Origin of the sequence: Methylobacterium indicum (genome assembly GCF_017347565.1) — a bacterium.
Classification (GTDB): domain Bacteria; phylum Pseudomonadota; class Alphaproteobacteria; order Rhizobiales; family Beijerinckiaceae; genus Methylobacterium; species Methylobacterium indicum.
Genome location: NZ_AP024146.1, coordinates 114,305 through 133,514, shown reverse-complemented (window position 1 = coordinate 133,514; position 19,210 = coordinate 114,305). Strand labels below are relative to the sequence as shown.

Sequence of the window (19,210 nt, the reverse complement as noted above, 5' to 3'; positions counted from 1 at the left end):
GGTGCAGGTTCGAGGTGATCAGGGTTTCGAGATCATGGCGGGGCGTCCGGGGGCAGAAGTGCGCTCGCGCCTCTCCCGTCCCGCCGTCGCTCATGCAGCTCGTGCCTCAAAGCACGCGAGTGCCGCAAAGCGGCATGTCCTGCTTCTGCCAGCAACTCGGCCGACTCTTCTGAAATGTTCGTGGATTGACAGTTTGCAGCCACCAGACTCTCGAGCTGATCGATGAGTATTGTTATTGCCTTCGATATCGGGAGCAAGATATCCGACATATTGTCTATCGTGAGGGGCTTAGTCACAACTTCGATGTCCACTGCGAGATCTCTTTCATGTGATTGATAACTGGCCTCAAGGTCTCATGTCCCCTCCCAGCCCTCCCCGATGGCATCGAGGGCATGCAGCCGTTGCCCGATGCGGACGAGTTCGGCTCTGACCGCCGCCTCCACGCCGTCGATGCCGGCCGTCTCGACCCGGCCGACGACGAGGCAGGTGGACCGGATCCACTCCCAATCCACGGCACCGGTCGCCTCCGGACCGAGGCCGACCACCGCCCGTACCCAGCGGCATCGTTGCAGGATCGCCGACGGCACCGGCACATGAGCGGTGAGCACGATCTCGTGCCCAGCGAGGGCGGAAACGAGATCGTCGGCGCCTCCGACCCGTCCCCATGAGCAGAGACGCACCATGTCCCCCGGCTCGGGCGCGCGGATGCCGGGCGGCGCATCGAGCCAGATCGCGCTCCTGGCGGCCATCACGTGAGGCTCAGGACCACGCGCCCAACGTGGTGCCGTTCGGAAGTTTGCTGCAATACAGAACGGATTATAAATCAAATAATCTGCAATCATTATATCATATATCTAGTCTATTTCAGTCCGATAGTTTGCATAGACCGTAAGAAAAATGGGATAAGCTGCAGATGTCCGAAAAACCTTGCACGCGGCGCGGGCCAGTTTGCAGTGTCAGGGCATGGGGGTTCGTCCTATTGTTGTCTACTTGGCGTCGTGGAAGATGATGCCAGTGGTGAAGCGCTCGCCCGAGCGCACCCGGCTGACTCCATGGCGCAGGTTCACCCGGTAGGTACCGCGGGTCCCCTGCACCGGCCGGGTATGGACGGCGAAGACCACGCCCTCGCCCTGGCGGAGGGTGACCACCTCGGCCCGGGACTGCATCCGCGGGCGCTGCTCGGTCAGCACGAACTCGCCGCCCGTGAACTCGCGTCCGGGTTCGGACAGCAGGATTGCGACCTGAAGCGGGAAGACGTGCTCCCCGTAAAGGTCCTGGTGCAGGCAGTTGTAGTCGCCAGGCCCATACCTCAGCAGCAGAGGCGTCGGTCGTCCCTGGCCGGCCGCGTGGCAGCGCTCCAGGAAAGCTTCGTGCTCCGCAGGATAGCGCACGTCGACGCCCATCGCCGCGTTCCAGCGGTTGGCCAGCGGCACGAGGCGTTCGTATAGCGCCGGCCGCAACCGAGCGACCGGATCGGGCAAGGGGTGGGCATAGTATTTGTACTCCCCCCTCCCGAAGCCGTGCCGGGCCATGACAATCCGGCTGCGGAAGCGGGCGTCGTCATCGTAGAGGCAGCGCAGGGCGGAGCACTCCGCCTCGTCGAGGAGCGGGCCCGTGGTGGCGCAGCCGACCGCGTCGAGTTCCGTCTCAATGCGAGGCCAGTCGAGACCGTCCACGATGTGAGGCTCGGCCACAAGCCGTGCGGTCGCTGCGCTCATCGGGCCGCCCCTTCGCGGGCCAGCAGGTTGCGCTTGCGTTCGACGCCCCAGCGATAACCCGACAGCGATCCGTCCGAGCGGACCACCCGGTGGCAGGGAATGGCGACCGCTAGCCGATTGGCGCCGCAGGCCTGGGCCACGGCCCGCACGGCGGCTGGCTCGCCGATGGCGCGGGCAATGTCGGCGTAGGTCGCAGTGGCACCGACCGGGATGGCGCGGAGCGCCGTCCAGACACGTTGCTGGAAGGCGGTGCCGCCTATGTCGAGGGGCAGGTCGAGACCGCGCCCGGGCGCCTCGACGAAGCCGATGACCTCAGCGACCCAGCGCTCGAACATCTCGTCGCCCCCCGAGAGCTCGGCCTTCGGGAAACGGTCCTGGAGGTCGCGGACCAGGGCGTCCGGGTCGTCACCGAGCAGGATAGCGCAGACGCCCTTTTCGGTGGCTGCGACCAGGATCGAGCCGAGAGAGCACTCGGCTGCCGCGAAGCGGATGCGGGTGCCGACGCCGCCCTTGCGATAGGCGGTCGGGGTCATGCCGAGCCGCTCCGTCCCCTTGGCGTAGAACCGGCTGGAGGATTTGTAGCCGGCGTCGAACACCGCCTCGGTCACCGACCCGGCATCCTTCAGGCCGGAGGCGATCCGGCCCGCGAGCCGCGCATTGGCATAGGCCTTTGGGGTTATACCGGTGATTTTCCGGAACACGCGATGGAAGTGGAACGCGCTCATGCCGGCGACCTCGGCGAGGCGCTCCAGCGCCGGCATCGTCTCGGCCTCCTCGATCAGACGGCAGGCGCGGGCGACGGCCTCAGCCTGTCGCTCGGCCAGGGCGGGCTCGTTCGGACGGCAGCGCTTGCACGGGCGGAAGCCGGCCGCCTCGGCGTCCCCGCAGGTCGCGTGGAAGCCGACGTTCTCGGGTCGAGCTGGTCGGGCCGGACAGCTCGGCCGGCAATACACGCCCGTGGTCCTGACCGAGTAGACGAAGCTGCCGTCGGCCCGGGCGTCGCGGGTCCTCAGCGCCATCCACTTTACGGTGTCGTCGGCCGGGGGCGTGACGGGCGCTTGCGGGCGGGCGCGTTCGGCGATTGACATCGCGGCATCTCCTTGTGTTGTCGGCTGCGGCACCGCTCGGCGCCACCTCATAAGGACATCTTTGCGACGCCTCTGCCGCGCCCGCATCCCGCTCCTTGCTCCGGTATCGTTTTTGCCGTTTTCTGGATTTTCGATGGTCGCGACGGCAGCGCCGCGATCCGGTCGGCGTCGTGCGCCCAAAGGTGCAGCACGGCATAGGCCCTCCAAGGCCGCCATGACGCCGAGCGCACCTCAAGGGCTTTGGCGGTCGGGCGACCCACTTCGTCTTCCAGGGCTCGCAGCAGGCCGATGTCACCGGTCGGCAGGGCGTCCGCCTCGCGCAAGGCTCGCATGGCGATGTAGTGGGCCGTCCAGTCGCCGATGCCGCGCAGGGCCTTCAGACGGGCGGTGGCTGACGCGAGGCCCTGGCCTGGGTCGAACAGGTCCGGCTCGGCGATAACTGCGGCGGCGATGGCCCGAATGGCGGCGCCGCGGGCGCGGGGCATGTTGAGGGCGAGCGCCACGTCCGCCTCGACGAGGTCGGCAGGCGACGGGAAAACGTGGGTCAGGCCGGGCTCCGGGTCGCCGAGCACCAGCGGTTTTCCGAATGCCTCGACCAGCCTGCCGGCGAGCCGCGTGGCGGCTGCAACCGAGACCTGCTGCCCGAGGACGGCGCGGACCGCGAGCTCGAACCCGTCCCAGGCACCGGGCACGCGCAGGCCGGGACGGGTCGCCACGAGCCCAGCCATGAACGGATCCGCTGAGAGCGCCTCGCCGATTGCGATCGGATCGGCGCCGAGGTCGAACAGGCGTCCAATCCGGGCCGCGGCGTCGCCGACCGGTCCTATGACCGTGACCGCGATGGCATCGCCTTCGCGCGTGACCCCGACGATTCCCTGCTCGCCGCCCGAGGAGACGGTGCGGGCGTACCGCCCGGGCCGTACGGTCTCAACGCCCGGGATCGCGCGGGCTGCGAGATAGGCTTGCACCCCATCCCAGTCGAAGGGCGCCTGGTACGAGAGGTGAAGCACCGTGGTTGCGTTGACCGGCATGTCTCGATCCTTGAGCAATCGACGATCTGGCCCCGTCATGCGGCGCTCTCGGCGAGCACGCGGACATGGGCCGCGCTCGAACGGCCCAACGCATTGAGCACGTAGCCTCCCTCCAGGAGGGAGACGATGCGCCCGCCGCAGCGGCTATGAGCGACCGCGGCAATCGCACGGGTCACCCAGGCGAAGTCGTCTTCGACCAGCCGCAACCCGCCGAGCGGATCGCCCTCGTGGGCATCGAAGCCGGCCGAGACGAGGATCAGGTCGGGGCGGAACTCGTCGAGGGCCGGTAGGATGCGACCCGTCCAGGCCGCACGGAACGGGCCTCCGTCGTCGCCTTCCCCTAACGGCGCGTTGCAGACGTTGCCGACGCCGGTCTCGGAGGCCGCGCCGGTCCCGGGGAACCACGGCATGCGGTGGGTCGAGCCGTAGAACACGTCCCGATCCGACAGGAAGATCGCCTGCGTGCCGTTGCCGTGGTGGACATCGAAGTCGACCACGGCGACGCGCTCCGCGCCATGCCTTGCCTTCGCATGCAGGGCCGCGATGGCCACGGCGTTGAACAGGCAGAAGCCCATCGCTGTCTCCCGACCCGCATGGTGCCCAGGCGGCCTGACCTGGCAGAAGGCGTTCGAGACGCCCGAGCACCGGTCCATTACCGCATCGACAGCGCGCAGACCCGCCCCGACAGCGCGCATCGCGGCCTCCCAAGTGCCCGCGGAGACGACAGTGTCCGGATCGAGGTGGACCGGTCCGGCGCGGCTCTCCTCCGCCGCCACCCGCATGCGTTGGAGATGGGCGGCGGAATGCACGCGCAGGATTGCAGCCTCGACGTCCTCCCGCATCGGCGCCCCCTCGCGCCGTAGGGCGGCGAAGTCCGGTCCCGTGAGCGCGTCGTCGACCGCCCGCATCCGGGCCGGTCGCTCCGGGTTGCCCGGACTGGCCTCGTGACCCGCGAAGGCCGGGTGGGTGATGAGAAGGGTCCGCCCAGCCGCCGGCCCCGCGGCCCGCGTCGGACCGGCCGCGAGGGCAAGGGCGGCGGAGCCGGCGGCGAACCCGCGCCGGGTCGGGCGGACCGGGTCGGGACCGCTCACGGGGCCGGGGTCTTGCCGGCGTCGCAGGCCCCGGTGCGCCGGCCTGCTTGGACCTCAGTCATGGTCATGTTCTTGCCGCCCATCTGCATGGCGATGCGGCCGCGGAAAGAGGCCGGCGCCAGTACGTAGCGCGCGCTGGCATGCGCCGAGTTCCTGCCTGCGCAGGCGATGTCGAAGGTGAGCTCGCCCCCGTCCTGGCGGACGTTGGAGACCGGGCACTGGCTCAGGGGGTTGTTGTCGCTGAGCACCGCGATGCCGTGGTTGTTGCCGTTCGCCTCCGAGGTGAGGCAGCGCCGGACCACCTTCTTGCCGGTCATATCCTCCAGGTGCGGCAGTTCGAGCTTCACCTCGACCTCGTAGCTGCCGCTCTCCAGCATGGCAGGCTCCACTGCGTACGCTGGCTGCATGAGCAACGCCGCCAGGCAGCAGCCAACTCGGATCGACAGCATCGGACACCTCTTATTTCTGGGCATGGCAGCACGGCTTGGATGAGTCCGCACCCCGGTTCTTGCTCCCGTATCCGGTGCCGTGGGCGGCGCGCGACCTTACGAGTTCGAGCGCACGAGCCGAGGTGCGGCGACCCGGGGGATGCCTACCCTTCGGCACGACCCGTTGGCCGTACGGCCGGCTCTGAGACGAACGTAATGGAGCCACAGGAACAAGGCATGTCGTAGGAGCAACGCAACAAGGAGACGGTCGGTCTCTGATTTAGCCTGACACAATTGTGTAGGTTGCGCGCTCGGCGACTTGTTCCGAACATGAATCCCGCGGCAGCTAAGATAGCCGATCGCGCCGACCGAGACGACGATCCCCAGACGGGGCGGAGACTGGCAATGAACATCGAACAAATTGCCCTTGACAGGCCCGGCATCCTCGGTTGCATCGGACGCACGCCCCTTATTGAGCTGAGCAACAGTATTGTGCCGGCGACCAGTGCGCGCATCTTCGCCAAGCTAGAGCTGGCCAACCCAACGGGTAGCATGAAAGACCGCATGGCCCTGGCCATGATCGAGGAGGCTGAGAGGAGCGGCAAGCTCAAGCCCGGCGACTCTGTCGTCGAATACAGCTCAGGGAGTACGGGCACGTCCCTCGCCCAGGTTTGTTCCGTGAAGGGCTACCCCCTGCGCATCGTGACGTCGGACGCATTCAGTGACGAGAAGTTGAACCACATGAGGGCGCTGGGGGCGGAGTTGATCCTGATCCCGAGCCACGGCGGCGGGATCACGAAGGCTCTCTTCACGACTATGATCGAGGAGACCCGCAAGCTGAGCCAAGATAAAAATGTCTACTGGACCGACCAGATGAACAACTACGATCTCCTGGTCGGATACCGGCAGATGGCCAGGGAGCTGTTGGATCAGACAAATGGCCGAATCGACGCATTCGTGCACGGTGTAGGTACATGTGGTTCGCTGCGCGGGATCTCCACCGAGCTATCGAAGGCGAAGGAGGGCATCCACGTGGTCGCGGTGGAGCCGGCGGAATCGCCGGTGCTGTCGGGCGGCCAGCCCGGGGGCCACGCGATCGAAGGCATCGGAGCCGGCTTCGTCGTGCATCACTGGAACCCGAACTTGGCCAACGAGATCATGACCGTTTCAGTGCGGGAAGCGTTCGACAGCGCCAAGCAGCTGTCCGAGAAGGAGGCGATCTTCGCGGGCCCTTCATCGGGGGCGAACCTGGTCGCCGCGCTGCGGATCGCAGCGAGGATGCCGCCGAGCTCGGTCGTCGTTACGATCTTTTGCGACACAGGATTTAAGTACCTCAGCACCGACATGTACCGATACGCTTGAATCGGCGGGCGGTGGCAACACCGCCGCCCGCTCGAGGGAGGCTCGTGCATGAACCGGCGTTCTGAAATATCGTCGACGACGGGCGCAGCTGCACGCTAATACCCGTCGCGCTCTATGTGGACCGGCCCTATAAGATCAAAGTGTAAAACCTCGCGACGTGGTGGCCATAATTGGGATTGCCACGCTGTTCACAGCGCTGGTCTACGTCTTCTACTTTCACGTCCTGGAGGCTGCCGGCGCGACTAACCTGCTCCTCGTCACCTTCCTGATTCTCGTCAGCGCTATCATGCTTGGGGCGCTAGTGCTCGGGAAAGGGCTCGATCCCAAGCATTTCGCGGGCATGGCCCTGACGACATCTGACGGGCGCGGCGCATCCATCGCCGGTCCTTGAGAGGCAACCCGCCGTCGACGCACCGAGTCCCGGACGCCATGACTGATACTGCACCCTTCATCTCCCGCATCCTAATCTTTCCGATCAAATCGCTCGACGGGGCTGAAGTGAGCCGCGCCCATGTGCTGGCTAGCGGGGCCCTCGCCGACGATCGACGATGGGCTCTGTTCGACGACCGGGGTCGGGTCGTGAGCGGCAAGACCCACGCGGCGATCCACGTCATCCGGTCTCGGTATGATCTCGACGCGCGCAGCGTGACGTTGCACGTCGGTGGCCGCGTGGGCCTGCCTGAGACCACCTTCGCCCTCGACGGCGATCCCGGTCCGATGGAGGCGTGGCTGAGCGACGCCCTCGGCTTCACCGTCCACCTCCGGGCGGACCATGCCACGGGCTACCCCGACGACACACATTCGCCCGGTCCGACGGTGATCAGCGTCGCCACCATTGCGGAGATCGGCCGCTGGTTCGGCCTGCGGATCGAACAGGTCCGCGCCCGGCTCAGGACCAACGTCGAGGTCGGTGGCGTCCCTGCCTTCTGGGAGGACCGGCTATTCGGCGAGGCGGGCGAGGCGGTCGCGTTCCGCCTTGGCGCGGTCGAGTTCCTTGGCATAAACCCTTGTCAACGCTGCGTGGTGCCCGCGCGGAACCCCGATACGGGGCGCCCCGATAGTGACTTCGCGCTCCGTTTCGCCGAACTCCGGCGGCGGACGAGGCCCGCCTGGTCGGACCCGACGCGGTTCAACCACTTCTTCCGGGTCGCGGTGAACACGCGGCTTGGATCCTTGCGCGGCGCCGACAGCTTCGCGGTGGGCGATGCGGTGACGTCGCGCGATGCCGCCATCGAGACCGTGGTGGCCGAGAGTCCATGCGACTTCTGGGCCGGTACCCTGACAATCGATGGCGTGCGTGACGAGGCGCCCGGCGTGAAGACGTTCCGCATGCGCGCTCCCGACGGCGGCGCCCTGCCGTTCCGGTTTCGCGCAGGCCAGTTCGTGTTGATCGCCGTCACGCACGGGGACGCGCGCCATCAGCGGGCCTACAGCCTGTCCTCTTCTCCGGCGAGCACTGACCACTGCGAGGTGACCGTGAAGCGAGAGGGGACGGTGTCGGGCCTCCTACACGAGCAGTTCGGGCCGGGGGAGCGCATCGAGGTCTCGGGCCCATTCGGCGAATTCGGTTTCGACGACCGCGACGCTGACGCGATCCTGCTGATTGGCGGCGGCATCGGCATGACGCCGCTGATCTCCAAGCTGCGCTTCTTCGCCGACGCGGGCTGGCCGGGGAGGGTCGATCTCGTCCAGGTCGCTCGCCGCCGCGAAGATCTCATCTTCGCAGAGGCGGTCGCTGCGCTGGGTGCGCGCCTGCCGGGTCTTCGGGTCCATGTCACTCTGACGGCGCCGGGCGACACTTGGGAGGGCAGTCGCGGGCGGCTGAGCGCGTCCTGGCTGCAGGACAGGGTGGGGGACGTCATGGAGCGCCACGTGCTCCTGTGCGGACCCGTCGCCATGACGGCGGCCGCCCGGGCCACCCTGCAAAGCCTGGGCGTGCCAGACGTCCGTATCGAGATTGAGGCCTTCGGGAGGCCTCCTGCGCCCGATCTGACGGATGCGGGAGAGCGGGAGGTGCGCTTCTCGCACTCCGCTGTGTCCATCACTGTGACTGGCAGTGACACTCTGCTCGATGCCGCCATCGCGGGCGGGATCCCACTCGACAGCGGCTGCCTCGCCGGGGTGTGCGGCCGCTGCAAAGTCAGGCTCGTCGGGGGGGAGGTGGCGGGCGGCTGCGAGGTCGGGCTCTCGGCCGCGGATCGCGCCGACGGCTACGTGCTCGCCTGCCAGACGCGCCCTCTCGGGCCCATCGTGGTCGATTGCTGAGGTCTCGGGGTCGGCGGCAAACCGTACCGTCGCCTGTTCGAGGCGTCTACCAAGGTCTGCGAGCAACAGTCGGTGCTCGATCGCGGCTCAGAGTTCGACGACAGGCATGTCGAGCAGGGCCGCCAGATTATTGATGCCATGGTCGAAGCTAAGAACGCCCACGTCCAGAGACGCGGCGGCGGGGCCGCCCGCCTTCCGACTCCCTCGTTTCTTCCCGCCCATTTGTGCGAATGGCGATAACACCCCGGCACCCTCCATTTTGATGCGACTCCAGACGCCGGCCTCAAGTGCTGAAAGCACCGAGGGCGCCGCGCAAACCCTGGGAGATAGAATTGAATATCGCGAGCGAAGAGCATCGTCCGATCGGCGGGGCCAGTATGGCCTTCCTGGCGCAGGTCCAGCAGAAGCGCCGGTTCCCTAGTTGGCACTTCCCGATGATTAACGATCGCACGCGCAACCGCGCGATCTTCGAGGCAATCGCAGCGATTGACCTATCCGGCAAGACCGTCTTTGAGATCGGCACCGGGGCCGGACTGATCGCGATGTACTTCGTCAAATGCGGGGCACGCCACGTCTACACCTGCGAGATGGACGATCAGCTTTATGAGATCGCCGATCAGATCATCACGAAGAACAGCCTGTCCGATCAGATCACGCTGGTGCATGGATCCAGCCGCCAGTACATCCAGTCCGACGCCTTCAACTTCTCGCCGGACGTGATCTACACTGAGACACTTGATTGCGGCGTCGTGGGGGAAGGTTACGATCAAATCGCTCAGGACATCCTGCGCGTCGCGCGTGAAGACACAGTAATCCTCCCGTCAGAAATTCGCCAATACGGTTTTCTCGTCGACTCAGACGAAATCGCCGCGCAGAACCGCATTATGGACGGGCTACCCTTCGACCTGAGTTCGATCAACGAATTCTCGACACAGTACTATTTCCCGATCCACTACCAGCTCTATAAATCGAGGACACTGTCGCCGGTGCACGAGATGCGCCGCTACGACTACCTCCAGCCGACGCCCAATGATGCCTCTTCAACCATGACAGCCTACCGGACCGGGACCTGTCACGGCATCGTGTCCTACTTCCAAGCGCAGTTCGGCACCTCCGTCGTGTCGAACGATGTGCGCGATGTCGGGCACTGGCATCAGGCCTTCCATCCCTTCCCTGAGCCTGTCCACGTCACGACTGGCCGGACCTACCACGTAATTCTGCGCAACGACGGCGCCATCTCCCTCCTGAATGGATGAGATAATCCCATGAAGACCAACATCCGCGACGTCAGGACCGTCAGGGACTTCTCTATCAAAAACCAAGACCTGTGCCGGGACGCGATACTCGCGTTCTGTGACTCGCCCCTCTTCCACGACGACGAGCACCGCTACGAGGAGTCGTACTACGGCCGCCGACTCCGACCGCACGTTATCAAGCATCTCGACTTTTCCAAGCCACTCGAGATGAAGGAGTTGCCGCAATACACGGCCTTGGCGGCCAATCGTATCCTCTTCGCGATGAACGAGGCAGACATCCTCATGCTGCCTCCGTCCAAGCTCGCGCAGAGCGACTTTCTGGACCGGTATTCAGACGAGAGGATCGCACAAGCTTACCTTGGGATGCCGTATCTGGAGCGCTACCTGTTCTCATTCCTGAAGACGGAAATCACGCTATCTGACAACTGGTCTCTCCGGACTATTGAGGAGTATTTTTACAATTACGTCCGCGAGGCGAAAGGGATTACCAGCTTGCCATCCGCAGATGCGATCCTCAAATCGGCGGCGCCGGACGTTGCGGCGCGGGACTGGCTGATCCAGCTCGCGCCAGATTTCCTCATCGAATCGAGTCCTATGGCTCGCTATGCCAGCGGCAACTACGGCCCCCTCTCCTCGGCGTTGTTCAAGATCATCATCGACGAGCTCGGCTACGGTGATTTCGACAAAAAACACTCAACTATGTTCGAGAACACTATGCGTTCGGTCGGATTGAATCATCAAACGCACTATTACTGGCAATATTATTTGAACGGTAGTTTGTTTTTGGCCAATTATTATAATCAAATAACGCGCAATCGCAGGAATATATTTAAATATATCGGCGCGATTTTCCTTGCCGAGACCGCGTTTATTAAGAGTTGCGCGATTTGGCGCGACGCGCTGAAGTCGGCCCTGCCCGGCATCGACGTGCGCTACTTCGACGAGCACTGCCACATCGACGTCGACCACAGCCGGATGGCATTCGAGGGGCTGGTCCGTCCCGCGATTGAGCGTTACGGCAGCTTCGCCGCCCAAGAGATCGTGCGCGGTTTCGAGGAAGCGCGGCTGGTCTCCGAATTTGCCGAGCGGGACTTCGTCACCCAGATCGAATGGAAAGATCGGGCGTCGGAGAACACGCGTATCTACCGGCAGATCTGGCCGAAGGTGCGCGCAGCCTACGAGGCTGGGGAGATCGCGAAGGCCGATCTCAACGAGTTGCGGGGAGAACTGTCAATCACCCATTCGCACGACGGCGACGAGCTTTGCCACGTCACCCGCGGCGAGATGGAGTTCCTCAACGGCTTCGAGCGGTCGACCACGCTGAACGATGACGACGGCATCATCATCCAGCATAATCGGCTACACGGCGCCCTCATCCAGTCCGAGAGTTGCCAGTACGAGATCTACAGCATCGGGGATGTGTCCCGATGGCTGTGAAGAAAGTTAGCATCGCGGCCGACTGCCGCGTTCTGGTCGAGCTCCCTCAGCAGGGCATGCGGGTCCTGGTCGTAGTGGACTCCGCGGAAGTGCGGGTCGTGAACGACAAGTGCCGTCACCGGGGTGGTCCGATCCATCTCTGCTACCGCGACTCAGGCAACGTGCGTCGCTGCCCGTGGCACGACCGCAAGATAGGTCGCGACTACCCCAGTGGGGAGGTGTGTGCCACCTACCAGCGCAGCCGCGGCCTGCTGCAACTGGTCAGCCATCAACCCCAGGGGGCGCCTTGGCCGGTTCGGGTGATCGCGCCAGAGGCGCAGGCCGCCCCGGCCTACGCCTCTTTGTGAGCGCCGGCCTAAGCGGTCGTCCCAACCCCGGATCGCTCCGCCGTGGGCAGTCCGGCCTCGGAGCCATCGACATCTCGGTACGAAGGAGTTCCTTCGATGTCCTCCATGCAGGTAAGCCCCGCCGTAATCGTCGATCCCTACTCCTCCGGCGCGCTTTACGCGAGCGCCTTCGGCCGTGTGGGAATACCGGTCGTTGCCGTCATGTCGGCTCCAGAGCCACCGAACGTCTACGCCTCGTCGTTCCGCCCTCAAGACTTCGAGCTGATCCTCGTGGCGCGCGGACCCGACGTCTCCGACCTCGTGCAGTCGCTCAGGTCTCTCGGCCCCCGATGCATCCTCACCGGATGCGAGTCGGGTGTGGAACTGACTGATCTGATCGCGCCGCAGGTGCTGCCCGAGACCGCCAATTACCCCGCCAAGGCCGGGGCCCGTCGCCACAAGGGCGAGATGGCTAAAGCCGTCGCGGAGGCCGGCATTCCGGGCATGCGCCAGATCTGCAGCCGCTCCGCTGACGAGGTCGCCGCCTGGATCGCGCGCCAGGGGCTTGAGGGCCGCGACCTAGTAATCAAGCCGCCCAAGAGCGCAAGCACCGACGGCGTGACCAAGGTGACTAGCGGCGTCGGCTGGCGTGACGTTTTCGCTTCGGTGCTCGGCTCGGTCAACCGGCTCGGCCTCAGCAACGACGAACTGATGGTGCAGGAGTTTCTGAGCGGGGTGGAATACGCGGTGGATACCGCCAGCTTCGACGGCCGCCACTCCGTTGCGAGCATCTGCAAGTACACCAAGACTGACAACGGCCCGTTCATGGCGGTCTACGACACCATGGAATGGATGCCCGCGGCGTTTCCCGGTGTCGACGCGCTCAAGGACCACGCCTTCCGGGTGCTCGACGCCGTGGGGATGCGCTACGGCACGAGCCACGTCGAGATCATGATGACACGGGACGGCCCGCGCCTCATCGAGATCGGCGCTCGCCCCCACGGCGGCGGCCACCCGCAATTCTGCCGGCATGCCACCGGGGACAGCCAGGTGGACCGCATCGCCCGCGGCTTCGCCGAAAACGGGATCGTCCGGGACGGCTACAGCCTCCGTACCAACCTTACCATTGTGTTCATGCTGTGCCGCAAGGGAGGGACCGTTGCCGACTGCTCCGCGCTCGACCGGATCCGCGAGTTGCCCAGCCACCATTTCTCACGGATCAGCATCCGGCAGGGCGACCGGCTCGAACCGACGAAGGACTTGTTTGCAAGTCTACAGATGGGCTTCGTCGCACTCGCGCACGACGATCCTGCGCGCATCGCCGCTGACACGCGCGAGATCCGCGCCATTGAAGCCGGGCTTACCGCATAACCCGCTCCCCATCCCGGTCGTCCGGCGAACGGATCGCAAGCCCGCACCGCGCCGGAGCGGCTCCCGCATCCTCGAACGCGAAGGCGTCACCCATGGACCTGCAGGTTTCCCCCTACGCCGATGGCATCGAGCGCTTCATCAACCAGTGCAACGGCATCATGACCGGCGAGTATCACAAGCTGCCCATCGTGCAACAGCGGGCGCTCTACGAGGCGCTGGCGGCCCATTTCAATGGACCCGTCCCAGACTGCGTCAGTGTGGACGAGACCGAATACGAGGCGGACGGTGTCGTCCGTCGCTTCCGCATCTACCGAAAGGAGGGCGGTCGCTCTGACGCCATGGTGTTCTACATTCGTGGCGGCGGCTTCGTGCTGGGCTCGCTCGAAACTCACCACGTGCTGATGGCCGACATCTGCGCTGCGACCGGACTCGACGTGGTAGCGCCCGACTTCCGGCTCGCCCCCGAGGCCCCGTTCCCGGCCGCGATCGACGATTGCCAGGACGTCTTACGCCACGTGATCGCCAACGCATCCGCGCTGGGTCTGACCCTCGGTAAGGTTCTGGTTTGTGGGGACAGCTCCGGCGGAAACATGGCGGTGGCTCTCTGCATGCGAATGCGCGACGCTGGCGAGGCGACCATCGACGCGCAGTTGCTGTTCAACCCGGTCCTGGACTTCTCGCGTTGGAGGAACGGCGGGGGCGACGCGCCCCTCCTGACCGCGGGCGAGATGGAGTTCTACACGGCTTGCTACGCGCCCGGCGACACGGTGCTGCACCCACACGTCTCGCCCCTGCTGCGCGGTGACTTCCGCGGTCTGCCGCCCGCCTACGTCATGGCGGCCGAACTCGACTCCCTGCAGGTCGACTCTTTGACATACGCAGACAAGCTGCGGGAAGTGGAAGTGGCCTGCGAGCTGATGGTCGAGAAGGGACTCGTCCACGGCGCCATGCGTGCCCGCAACATGAGCGCGGCCGCGCGGGCCGCCTTCGAGCGCGCCTGCAGCAAACTCGTCCAGTTTGCCGACGCATGACGGCGGCCGGCTTGCGCCCACCGTTCCCGTTTCTCCAGCGATCCTGAGCGCCGCACGTGCCGCGGCGCCGAAACCCTTGAAGAGAGGACGACGATGACGATCGCGAGCGAAACCTGGCTGGCCGACGACCGCCCCGCCGCGCTAAAGCGCCTCTTCGAGTTCCTGTCCATCCCCTCAATCTCTACCGAAGCAGCGTCCGCGGCCGACTGCGGGCGGGCGGCGCAGTGGTTAGCGCGGGAATTGGAGAGCCTCGGCTTCGAGGCACGCACGGTCTCCACCGGGCGCCACCCTGTCATACTAGCCCATGCTCCCCGCGTGCCGGACGCTCCCCGGGTGCTGTTTTACGGCCATTACGACGTGCAGCCGGCGGGGCACGAGGACGAGTGGGACCACTCGCCCTTCGAGCCATTGCTGCTCGCGCGCGACGGCCGGCAGGTCATCCACGGGCGCGGTGCTGCGGACGACAAGGGGCAGGTGATGACCTTCGTCGAGGCCTGCCGCGCCGCAATGGCGACCGGGGGGCTGCCGCTGAACGTGACACTGCTAATCGAGGGCGAGGAGGAGATCGGCTCGCCCTCGCTGGCCAGTGTGCTGGAAGCACACGCGGACGAACTCGCGGCCGACATCGCGCTGATCTGCGACACCGCCATGCTGGACCGCCGGACACCGGTCATCGCCTGCCAGTTGCGCGGCTTCGTGGGCGAAATTGTCACGGTCCGCGCGGCCCAGGAAGACCTACACTCAGGCAACTACGGCGGCGCGGCGCGCAACCCTGCGCAGGTGCTCTGCGAGGCACTCGCCTCTCTCCGCGGGTCGGACGGCTCAGTCGCGCTGCCGGGCTTCTACACCGATGTGGCTGAACTGCCCGAGGAAGTGTCCCGGGAGTGGGCGCAGCTAGCCAACGTCAGCAATCGATTGTTGCCGGATGTCGGTCTTGCCGAGCCCGCCGGGGAGCGGAACCGCGGCGTACTGGAGCAGGTCTGGTCCCGCCCATGCTTCGACATCAACACGCTCTGCTCTGGCCACATTGGCGAGGGCTTCAAGACCGTCCTGCCGGCGCACGCCGTCGCCAAGGTCAGCTTCCGCCTCGTAGCGGCGCAAGATCCGGACAAGATCAGGACGGCCTTCCGCGACGCGGTGCGAGCGAGGATCCCCGCGGACTGCCGCGTCGGCTTCGAGGCTTATGGGACAGTAGCAGCCACGCAGATGGACGTGACACGCCCCGAATTCGCGGTGGCGAAGCGGATTGTTCAGGAGGTCTGGGGGGGGCCTTGTGTTCTGGTCGGCATGGGTGGATCGATCCCGGCCGTCGGCGCCTTAAAGACGGTGCTCGGCATGGATAGCCTGCTCCTAGGCTTCGGCCAAGCCGACGACCGCATCCACGCGTCGAACGAAAAATACGATCTCGATAGTTTCGAGAAAGGCGCGCTGACCTGGTTGCGGATTCTTGACGCGCTCGCGACCGAAGGCGGGGCCGCGGCGGGCCACAGCTCGCGACCCACACAAGCCGGAGAGTTGCACCCAGCTTGACCTCGCCGCGCAGGGCCCGCCGGGATGGGATAGGTCCGGGCAGGACTGCAGGGCGGCGGCTTCTCGGGCGGTGAGGGCCTGTTCCGGTACTGCCCCGGAGTACAATCTCTGGCACGGGGCGGCGCTTCGCATTGACGGCCTCGTGGGCTCGCGCGTCCCGTAGCGGCCGAGAGGAGTTGCAGGGGGATCGTCGGTGCGGACGCGCGATGGGAGTCCGAGGCGTGCTACGGGGGAGGGAAGCGATGCACCTCTGCTTGCGTCATAGGATGCCCGTGGCGCAGGCTTTAGCGACCGCCTGCGCCAGAGTTGAGCAATTCAACTTCAATCTCACGGAGCGGCAGTAGCTCCGCACAGTGTGTTCCGAGAGGTCTAGGATCTCGGCCATGTCCGTGTGGGTCTTGCCCTCGGCGATGTGCCGGAGGCACTCGACCTCTCGGCGCGACAGGTGCACCGCGTAGCCCTCGTAGGGGTCGATTTCTTGCCTCGCCTGGCGATGCAGACTGGAAGCGATCTTCTCGATATTGGCGCGGTTTGCCCGGACGTTGTTGAGCCAGTCCGCTTCACGCCCGGGCACGGCGCAGATCGAGAATAGACCGCGGTATGGGCCCACGTCCGACGTCGGGACTGAGAAGCCCGTGACGCTCACGCCAAAGCCGGTCGCGAGCTTCATCATCCGCATTTCGGCATGCGAGAGTATTAGATCGGACCAGAAAAACGGATCTCGGCTCTCCTGCGCGTAGCGGATTACTGGGTCAATATTCATCAAATCATTGCATAGATAGAAGTAGAGCCAGGATTCAGGATAGGTCGACTTCACATAAGGGGCTGGCAGCCCGTTATTCGGCCCAGAGAACATATGAAAGGTGGTATCTCCGACGAGACCTGTCGTGCCGAACTGAGCTATAAAATTACTGACTGAGGGTGTCGACCGGGCGGCAGAGACCATGCCCTCAAAATCGGTATCTTGAATGCACATTAGCAGCTCGCGATGAGTCAATAGTCGCAAATGTGTCTGACGACCTTGTGGAGCACAAGTGGTCGTTTTGCAAGCCGTTTCTTTCCAACCCGTGATGGTCCCTCCTCTAGGGAGGGAAAGAATGTTTGTCCAAATCGACACCGCTCAGACCATTGATTTTGCGCTCCGCGAAACAATGTTGCGACTAAGGAAACGGGTTTTTTGCGAACAGCTTGGATGGGACATCCCGCATTGTAATGGACAGGAGGCAGATATATTTGATTTTAATAAATGTTTATATTTGAACTGGTTGTCGGGCCTCGGTGGCGATCTATTCGGGAGCGTACGCCTTATCCCCCTTTCGGAGGACAACCTTCTGACCACTGTCTTCAAGAGCAGCGTGGACGAGGGGCACCAAGCCGCGCTGTCGCGGAGTACGCGTGTTTGGGAGGCCACGCGGCTGTGCCTGGACGAGACCATGTTCAATGCTCAGGACCGGCCGCTGGCACTGATCAAGTTGCTGTTCAGCTTGTTTCTGGCCTGCCGGACTATCGGCATCGAAAGGTTGCTCTGCAACTGCGACGCCATCGTGTTCCGCCGCTACCGAAGCCTGGGCCTGACGATCGATTGGCTCGGCGCAACCCCGGACTTCCGGCATGGCGCCGTGTGCTGCCTGAGCGTCGCAATCTCCGACCAGAATGTCGGGGTGCTGGACGCGCTGGCCCGGGAGGCAGGTGCCGCGCCAGTTGTATTCAATGGCTTGGGCATTGCAGCCGCGGTCGCCCTAATTCGCGAGCATGACCTCGCGCCCGTCTGGAATACGGATCACCGGGGCACGAAGCCAACGGCTCGCACGAAGCGGCGCGTCTCGCGCGCTACGAAGCAGCTGCCGTTGTCGGTGAGCCACTCGATGAAGACAGGCAGCCGATTGACCTGACCGAAGCGGTGCTCGACGGCGGCCACCATCAAGTCACGCACCGCCCAATCGCATGCCGGCGGCGCAACCAGATCGAGCGCTTGTTCGGCCACCTCAAAAACTGTCGGCGCGTCGCGACCGCTCCGACCGCCTGTCGCGCAGCTACTTGGCTGCCGTCGCGCTCGTTTCCTGTGTCGTCGCCTGGACCCGAACGAGTCCCCTACCTAGGGTTATAACTCAATCAGTGTGACCGCATGAAGGGCTGCTGAGGGCGGGGGGAGGGAAACGGGAATTCGAGAGCAGGAAACGGGAAGCGCATCGCCCTGGCAACGGCGTAAGGTTGTTTGAACCAGCAAGAGGTGCATCATGCCGCCCGCCGTCAACCGCACGATGTCCGCGCCTGAATGGGCGATGCTCCTGAGCCTTTCCGTACTCTGGGGCGGATCGTTCTTCTTCACAGACGTGGCGCTCTCCGCCCTGCCGCCGTTCACCCTCGTCTTTCTGCGCGTTGGTCTCGCTGCGGTGATCCTGAACGCCCTCGTCCCTCTTCTGGGTCTCAGGATGCCACGCGAGGCTCGGGTGTGGGCCGCGTTCTTCGGCATGGGTCTGCTCAACAACGCGATTCCCTTCTGCCTCATCGTATGGGGCCAGACCCACATCGTCTCAGGGCTCGCCGCCATCTTGAACGCGACCACGCCGCTCTTCACCGTCGTCGCTGCGCATGTGCTCACCTCGGATGAGAAGATGACCGGCAATCGTCTCGTCGGGGTACTTATCGGTCTCGCCGGCGTCGCCGTGATGGTCGGGCCTGCCGTGCTCGCTGGCCTCGGGACCGACCTCTTGGCGCAAGTCGCCATCCTCGGCGCGGCCTTGTCCTACGCCCTCGCAGGCATCTTCGGGCGGCGCTTCCGGCGCATGGGCGTTCCGCCCCTCGCGACGGCCGCGGGACAGGTGACGGCGTCCACGCTCATGCTGCTGCCCGTCGCCCTCGTCGTGGATCGGCCCTGGACCTTGCCGGTTCCGGGGGCGTCGGTGTGGGGTGCTGTCTTAGGCATCGCAGCCTTATCGACGGCACTCGCCTACGTGCTATACTTCCGCATTCTTGCAACTGCTGGGGCTACCAATCTCCTTCTCGTCACCTTCTTGATCCCGGTCACGGCTATCCTGCTCAGTGTGCTCGTGTTGGGCGAGCATCTTGATGCGCGGCACTATCTCGGAATGGCCTTCATCGGGTGCGGTCTCGCAGCCATCGACGGCCGTCTCTTGCAGCGGGTCCGAGTACCCCGACCCGACGCTCCCGAGGTCTATCAGGGACGAGACATCTAGGTGTTTGATCCCGCGCGGTGTGGTGGTACGGCTGACCATCATGCTGCGAGGGAGGAATGCCGGCCCTCAGGGGCGGACC

The 19,210-nt window shown here is 64.9% G+C and carries 18 protein-coding genes and 1 pseudogene; 12 read left to right on the top strand and 7 right to left on the bottom strand.

Annotated features, from left to right (window positions below; translation table 11 throughout):
• Window positions 1-353: 353 nt before the first annotated feature.
• The 6 genes from miv_RS30930 to miv_RS30905 all read right to left on the bottom strand — a co-directional run bounded on the left by miv_RS30930 (window position 354) and on the right by miv_RS30905 (window position 5,305).
• Window positions 354-749 (bottom strand): hypothetical protein, encoded by a 396-nt coding sequence (locus miv_RS30930; protein WP_207183745.1) that lies wholly within the window; start codon window positions 747-749, stop codon window positions 354-356.
• Between the two features lie 237 nt (window positions 750-986).
• Window positions 987-1,718 (bottom strand): 2OG-Fe(II) oxygenase, encoded by a 732-nt coding sequence (locus miv_RS30925; protein WP_207183744.1) that lies wholly within the window; start codon window positions 1,716-1,718, stop codon window positions 987-989.
• The gene (ada, locus tag miv_RS30920) at window positions 1,715-2,806 is read right to left on the bottom strand and encodes a bifunctional DNA-binding transcriptional regulator/O6-methylguanine-DNA methyltransferase Ada (protein ID WP_207183743.1); all 1,092 of its coding nucleotides are present in this window, start codon (window positions 2,804-2,806) and stop codon (window positions 1,715-1,717) included. Before ada ends, miv_RS30925 begins: the two co-directional genes overlap by 4 nt.
• 47 nt (window positions 2,807-2,853) lie before the next feature.
• Window positions 2,854-3,837 carry a DNA-3-methyladenine glycosylase family protein gene (locus tag miv_RS30915; RefSeq protein WP_244749118.1) on the bottom strand — a complete coding sequence of 328 codons (984 nt, stop codon included), beginning with the start codon at window positions 3,835-3,837 and terminating at the stop codon, window positions 2,854-2,856.
• Window positions 3,838-3,872: 35 nt separating this feature from the next.
• Window positions 3,873-4,928 carry a histone deacetylase family protein gene (locus tag miv_RS30910; protein WP_207183741.1) on the bottom strand — a complete coding sequence of 352 codons (1,056 nt, stop codon included), beginning with the start codon at window positions 4,926-4,928 and terminating at the stop codon, window positions 3,873-3,875.
• A complete protein-coding gene (locus miv_RS30905) occupies window positions 4,925-5,305 on the bottom strand; it encodes a DUF3617 domain-containing protein (RefSeq protein ID WP_244749117.1) in 381 nt (126 codons plus the stop codon). Before miv_RS30905 ends, miv_RS30910 begins: the two co-directional genes overlap by 4 nt.
• Window positions 5,306-5,761: 456 nt before the next feature.
• Here miv_RS30905 and miv_RS30900 point away from each other — a divergent pair, with 456 nt between their 5' ends.
• The 9 genes from miv_RS30900 (at window position 5,762) to miv_RS30860 (ending at window position 15,934) form a co-directional block, all read left to right on the top strand.
• The gene (locus miv_RS30900) at window positions 5,762-6,718 is read left to right on the top strand and encodes a PLP-dependent cysteine synthase family protein (RefSeq protein ID WP_207183739.1); all 957 of its coding nucleotides are present in this window, start codon (window positions 5,762-5,764) and stop codon (window positions 6,716-6,718) included.
• Between the two features lie 157 nt (window positions 6,719-6,875).
• On the top strand, window positions 6,876-7,109 hold the full coding sequence (locus miv_RS30895; RefSeq protein WP_342345239.1) for an EamA family transporter: 234 nt from the start codon (window positions 6,876-6,878) through the stop codon (window positions 7,107-7,109).
• Between the two features lie 38 nt (window positions 7,110-7,147).
• The gene (locus miv_RS30890; RefSeq protein ID WP_207183738.1) at window positions 7,148-8,983 is read left to right on the top strand and encodes a 2Fe-2S iron-sulfur cluster-binding protein; all 1,836 of its coding nucleotides are present in this window, start codon (window positions 7,148-7,150) and stop codon (window positions 8,981-8,983) included.
• Between the two features lie 332 nt (window positions 8,984-9,315).
• On the top strand, window positions 9,316-10,239 hold the full coding sequence (locus miv_RS30885) for a 50S ribosomal protein L11 methyltransferase (RefSeq protein WP_207183737.1): 924 nt from the start codon (window positions 9,316-9,318) through the stop codon (window positions 10,237-10,239).
• Between the two features lie 9 nt (window positions 10,240-10,248).
• Complete coding sequence (locus miv_RS30880) at window positions 10,249-11,676, top strand: iron-containing redox enzyme family protein (RefSeq protein WP_207183736.1); 1,428 nt, start codon at window positions 10,249-10,251, stop codon at window positions 11,674-11,676.
• Window positions 11,667-12,023 (top strand): Rieske 2Fe-2S domain-containing protein, encoded by a 357-nt coding sequence (locus miv_RS30875; RefSeq protein ID WP_207183735.1) that lies wholly within the window; start codon window positions 11,667-11,669, stop codon window positions 12,021-12,023. Before miv_RS30880 ends, miv_RS30875 begins: the two co-directional genes overlap by 10 nt.
• Window positions 12,024-12,119: 96 nt before the next feature.
• Window positions 12,120-13,373 carry an ATP-grasp domain-containing protein gene (locus miv_RS30870; RefSeq protein WP_207183734.1) on the top strand — a complete coding sequence of 418 codons (1,254 nt, stop codon included), beginning with the start codon at window positions 12,120-12,122 and terminating at the stop codon, window positions 13,371-13,373.
• 92 nt (window positions 13,374-13,465) lie between these two features.
• Window positions 13,466-14,404 carry an alpha/beta hydrolase gene (locus miv_RS30865; protein WP_207183733.1) on the top strand — a complete coding sequence of 313 codons (939 nt, stop codon included), beginning with the start codon at window positions 13,466-13,468 and terminating at the stop codon, window positions 14,402-14,404.
• Between the two features lie 93 nt (window positions 14,405-14,497).
• A complete protein-coding gene (locus miv_RS30860) occupies window positions 14,498-15,934 on the top strand; it encodes a M20/M25/M40 family metallo-hydrolase (RefSeq protein ID WP_207183732.1) in 1,437 nt (478 codons plus the stop codon).
• A gap of 259 nt (window positions 15,935-16,193) precedes the next feature.
• Here the strand turns inward: miv_RS30860 and miv_RS30855 are convergent, their stop codons facing one another.
• Window positions 16,194-16,910 (bottom strand): helix-turn-helix transcriptional regulator, encoded by a 717-nt coding sequence (locus tag miv_RS30855; RefSeq protein WP_207183731.1) that lies wholly within the window; start codon window positions 16,908-16,910, stop codon window positions 16,194-16,196.
• 121 nt (window positions 16,911-17,031) lie between these two features.
• Here miv_RS30855 and miv_RS33985 point away from each other — a divergent pair, with 121 nt between their 5' ends.
• The 3 genes and pseudogenes from miv_RS33985 to miv_RS30840 all read left to right on the top strand — a co-directional run bounded on the left by miv_RS33985 (window position 17,032) and on the right by miv_RS30840 (window position 19,131).
• Window positions 17,032-17,826 (top strand): acyl-homoserine-lactone synthase, encoded by a 795-nt coding sequence (locus tag miv_RS33985; RefSeq protein WP_207183730.1) that lies wholly within the window; start codon window positions 17,032-17,034, stop codon window positions 17,824-17,826.
• A 47-nt stretch (window positions 17,827-17,873) separates the two neighbouring features.
• Window positions 17,874-18,055 (top strand): annotated as a pseudogene (locus miv_RS30845) (hypothetical protein); the annotation flags it as partial.
• Window positions 18,056-18,171: 116 nt separating this feature from the next.
• Window positions 18,172-19,131 (top strand): DMT family transporter, encoded by a 960-nt coding sequence (locus miv_RS30840; RefSeq protein ID WP_207183729.1) that lies wholly within the window; start codon window positions 18,172-18,174, stop codon window positions 19,129-19,131.
• Window positions 19,132-19,210 lie beyond the last annotated feature (79 nt).

Bases quoted from the DNA above. Each gene is read 5' to 3' on its own strand.
- miv_RS30930 (WP_207183745.1), bottom strand. From the start codon at position 749: ATGGCCGCCAGGAGCGCGATCTGGCTCGATGCGCCGCCCGGCATCCGC.
- miv_RS30925 (WP_207183744.1), bottom strand. From the start codon at position 1,718: ATGAGCGCAGCGACCGCACGGCTTGTGGCCGAGCCTCACATCGTGGAC.
- ada (WP_207183743.1), bottom strand. From the start codon at position 2,806: ATGTCAATCGCCGAACGCGCCCGCCCGCAAGCGCCCGTCACGCCCCCG.
- miv_RS30915 (WP_244749118.1), bottom strand. From the start codon at position 3,837: ATGCCGGTCAACGCAACCACGGTGCTTCACCTCTCGTACCAGGCGCCC.
- miv_RS30905 (WP_244749117.1), bottom strand. From the start codon at position 5,305: ATGCTGGAGAGCGGCAGCTACGAGGTCGAGGTGAAGCTCGAACTGCCG.
- miv_RS30900 (WP_207183739.1), top strand. From the start codon at position 5,762: ATGAACATCGAACAAATTGCCCTTGACAGGCCCGGCATCCTCGGTTGC.
- miv_RS30890 (WP_207183738.1), top strand. From the start codon at position 7,148: ATGACTGATACTGCACCCTTCATCTCCCGCATCCTAATCTTTCCGATC.
- miv_RS30880 (WP_207183736.1), top strand. From the start codon at position 10,249: ATGAAGACCAACATCCGCGACGTCAGGACCGTCAGGGACTTCTCTATC.
- miv_RS30875 (WP_207183735.1), top strand. From the start codon at position 11,667: ATGGCTGTGAAGAAAGTTAGCATCGCGGCCGACTGCCGCGTTCTGGTC.
- miv_RS30870 (WP_207183734.1), top strand. From the start codon at position 12,120: ATGTCCTCCATGCAGGTAAGCCCCGCCGTAATCGTCGATCCCTACTCC.
- miv_RS30865 (WP_207183733.1), top strand. From the start codon at position 13,466: ATGGACCTGCAGGTTTCCCCCTACGCCGATGGCATCGAGCGCTTCATC.
- miv_RS30860 (WP_207183732.1), top strand. From the start codon at position 14,498: ATGACGATCGCGAGCGAAACCTGGCTGGCCGACGACCGCCCCGCCGCG.
- miv_RS30855 (WP_207183731.1), bottom strand. From the start codon at position 16,910: ATGTGCATTCAAGATACCGATTTTGAGGGCATGGTCTCTGCCGCCCGG.
- miv_RS33985 (WP_207183730.1), top strand. From the start codon at position 17,032: ATGTTTGTCCAAATCGACACCGCTCAGACCATTGATTTTGCGCTCCGC.
- miv_RS30840 (WP_207183729.1), top strand. From the start codon at position 18,172: ATGCCGCCCGCCGTCAACCGCACGATGTCCGCGCCTGAATGGGCGATG.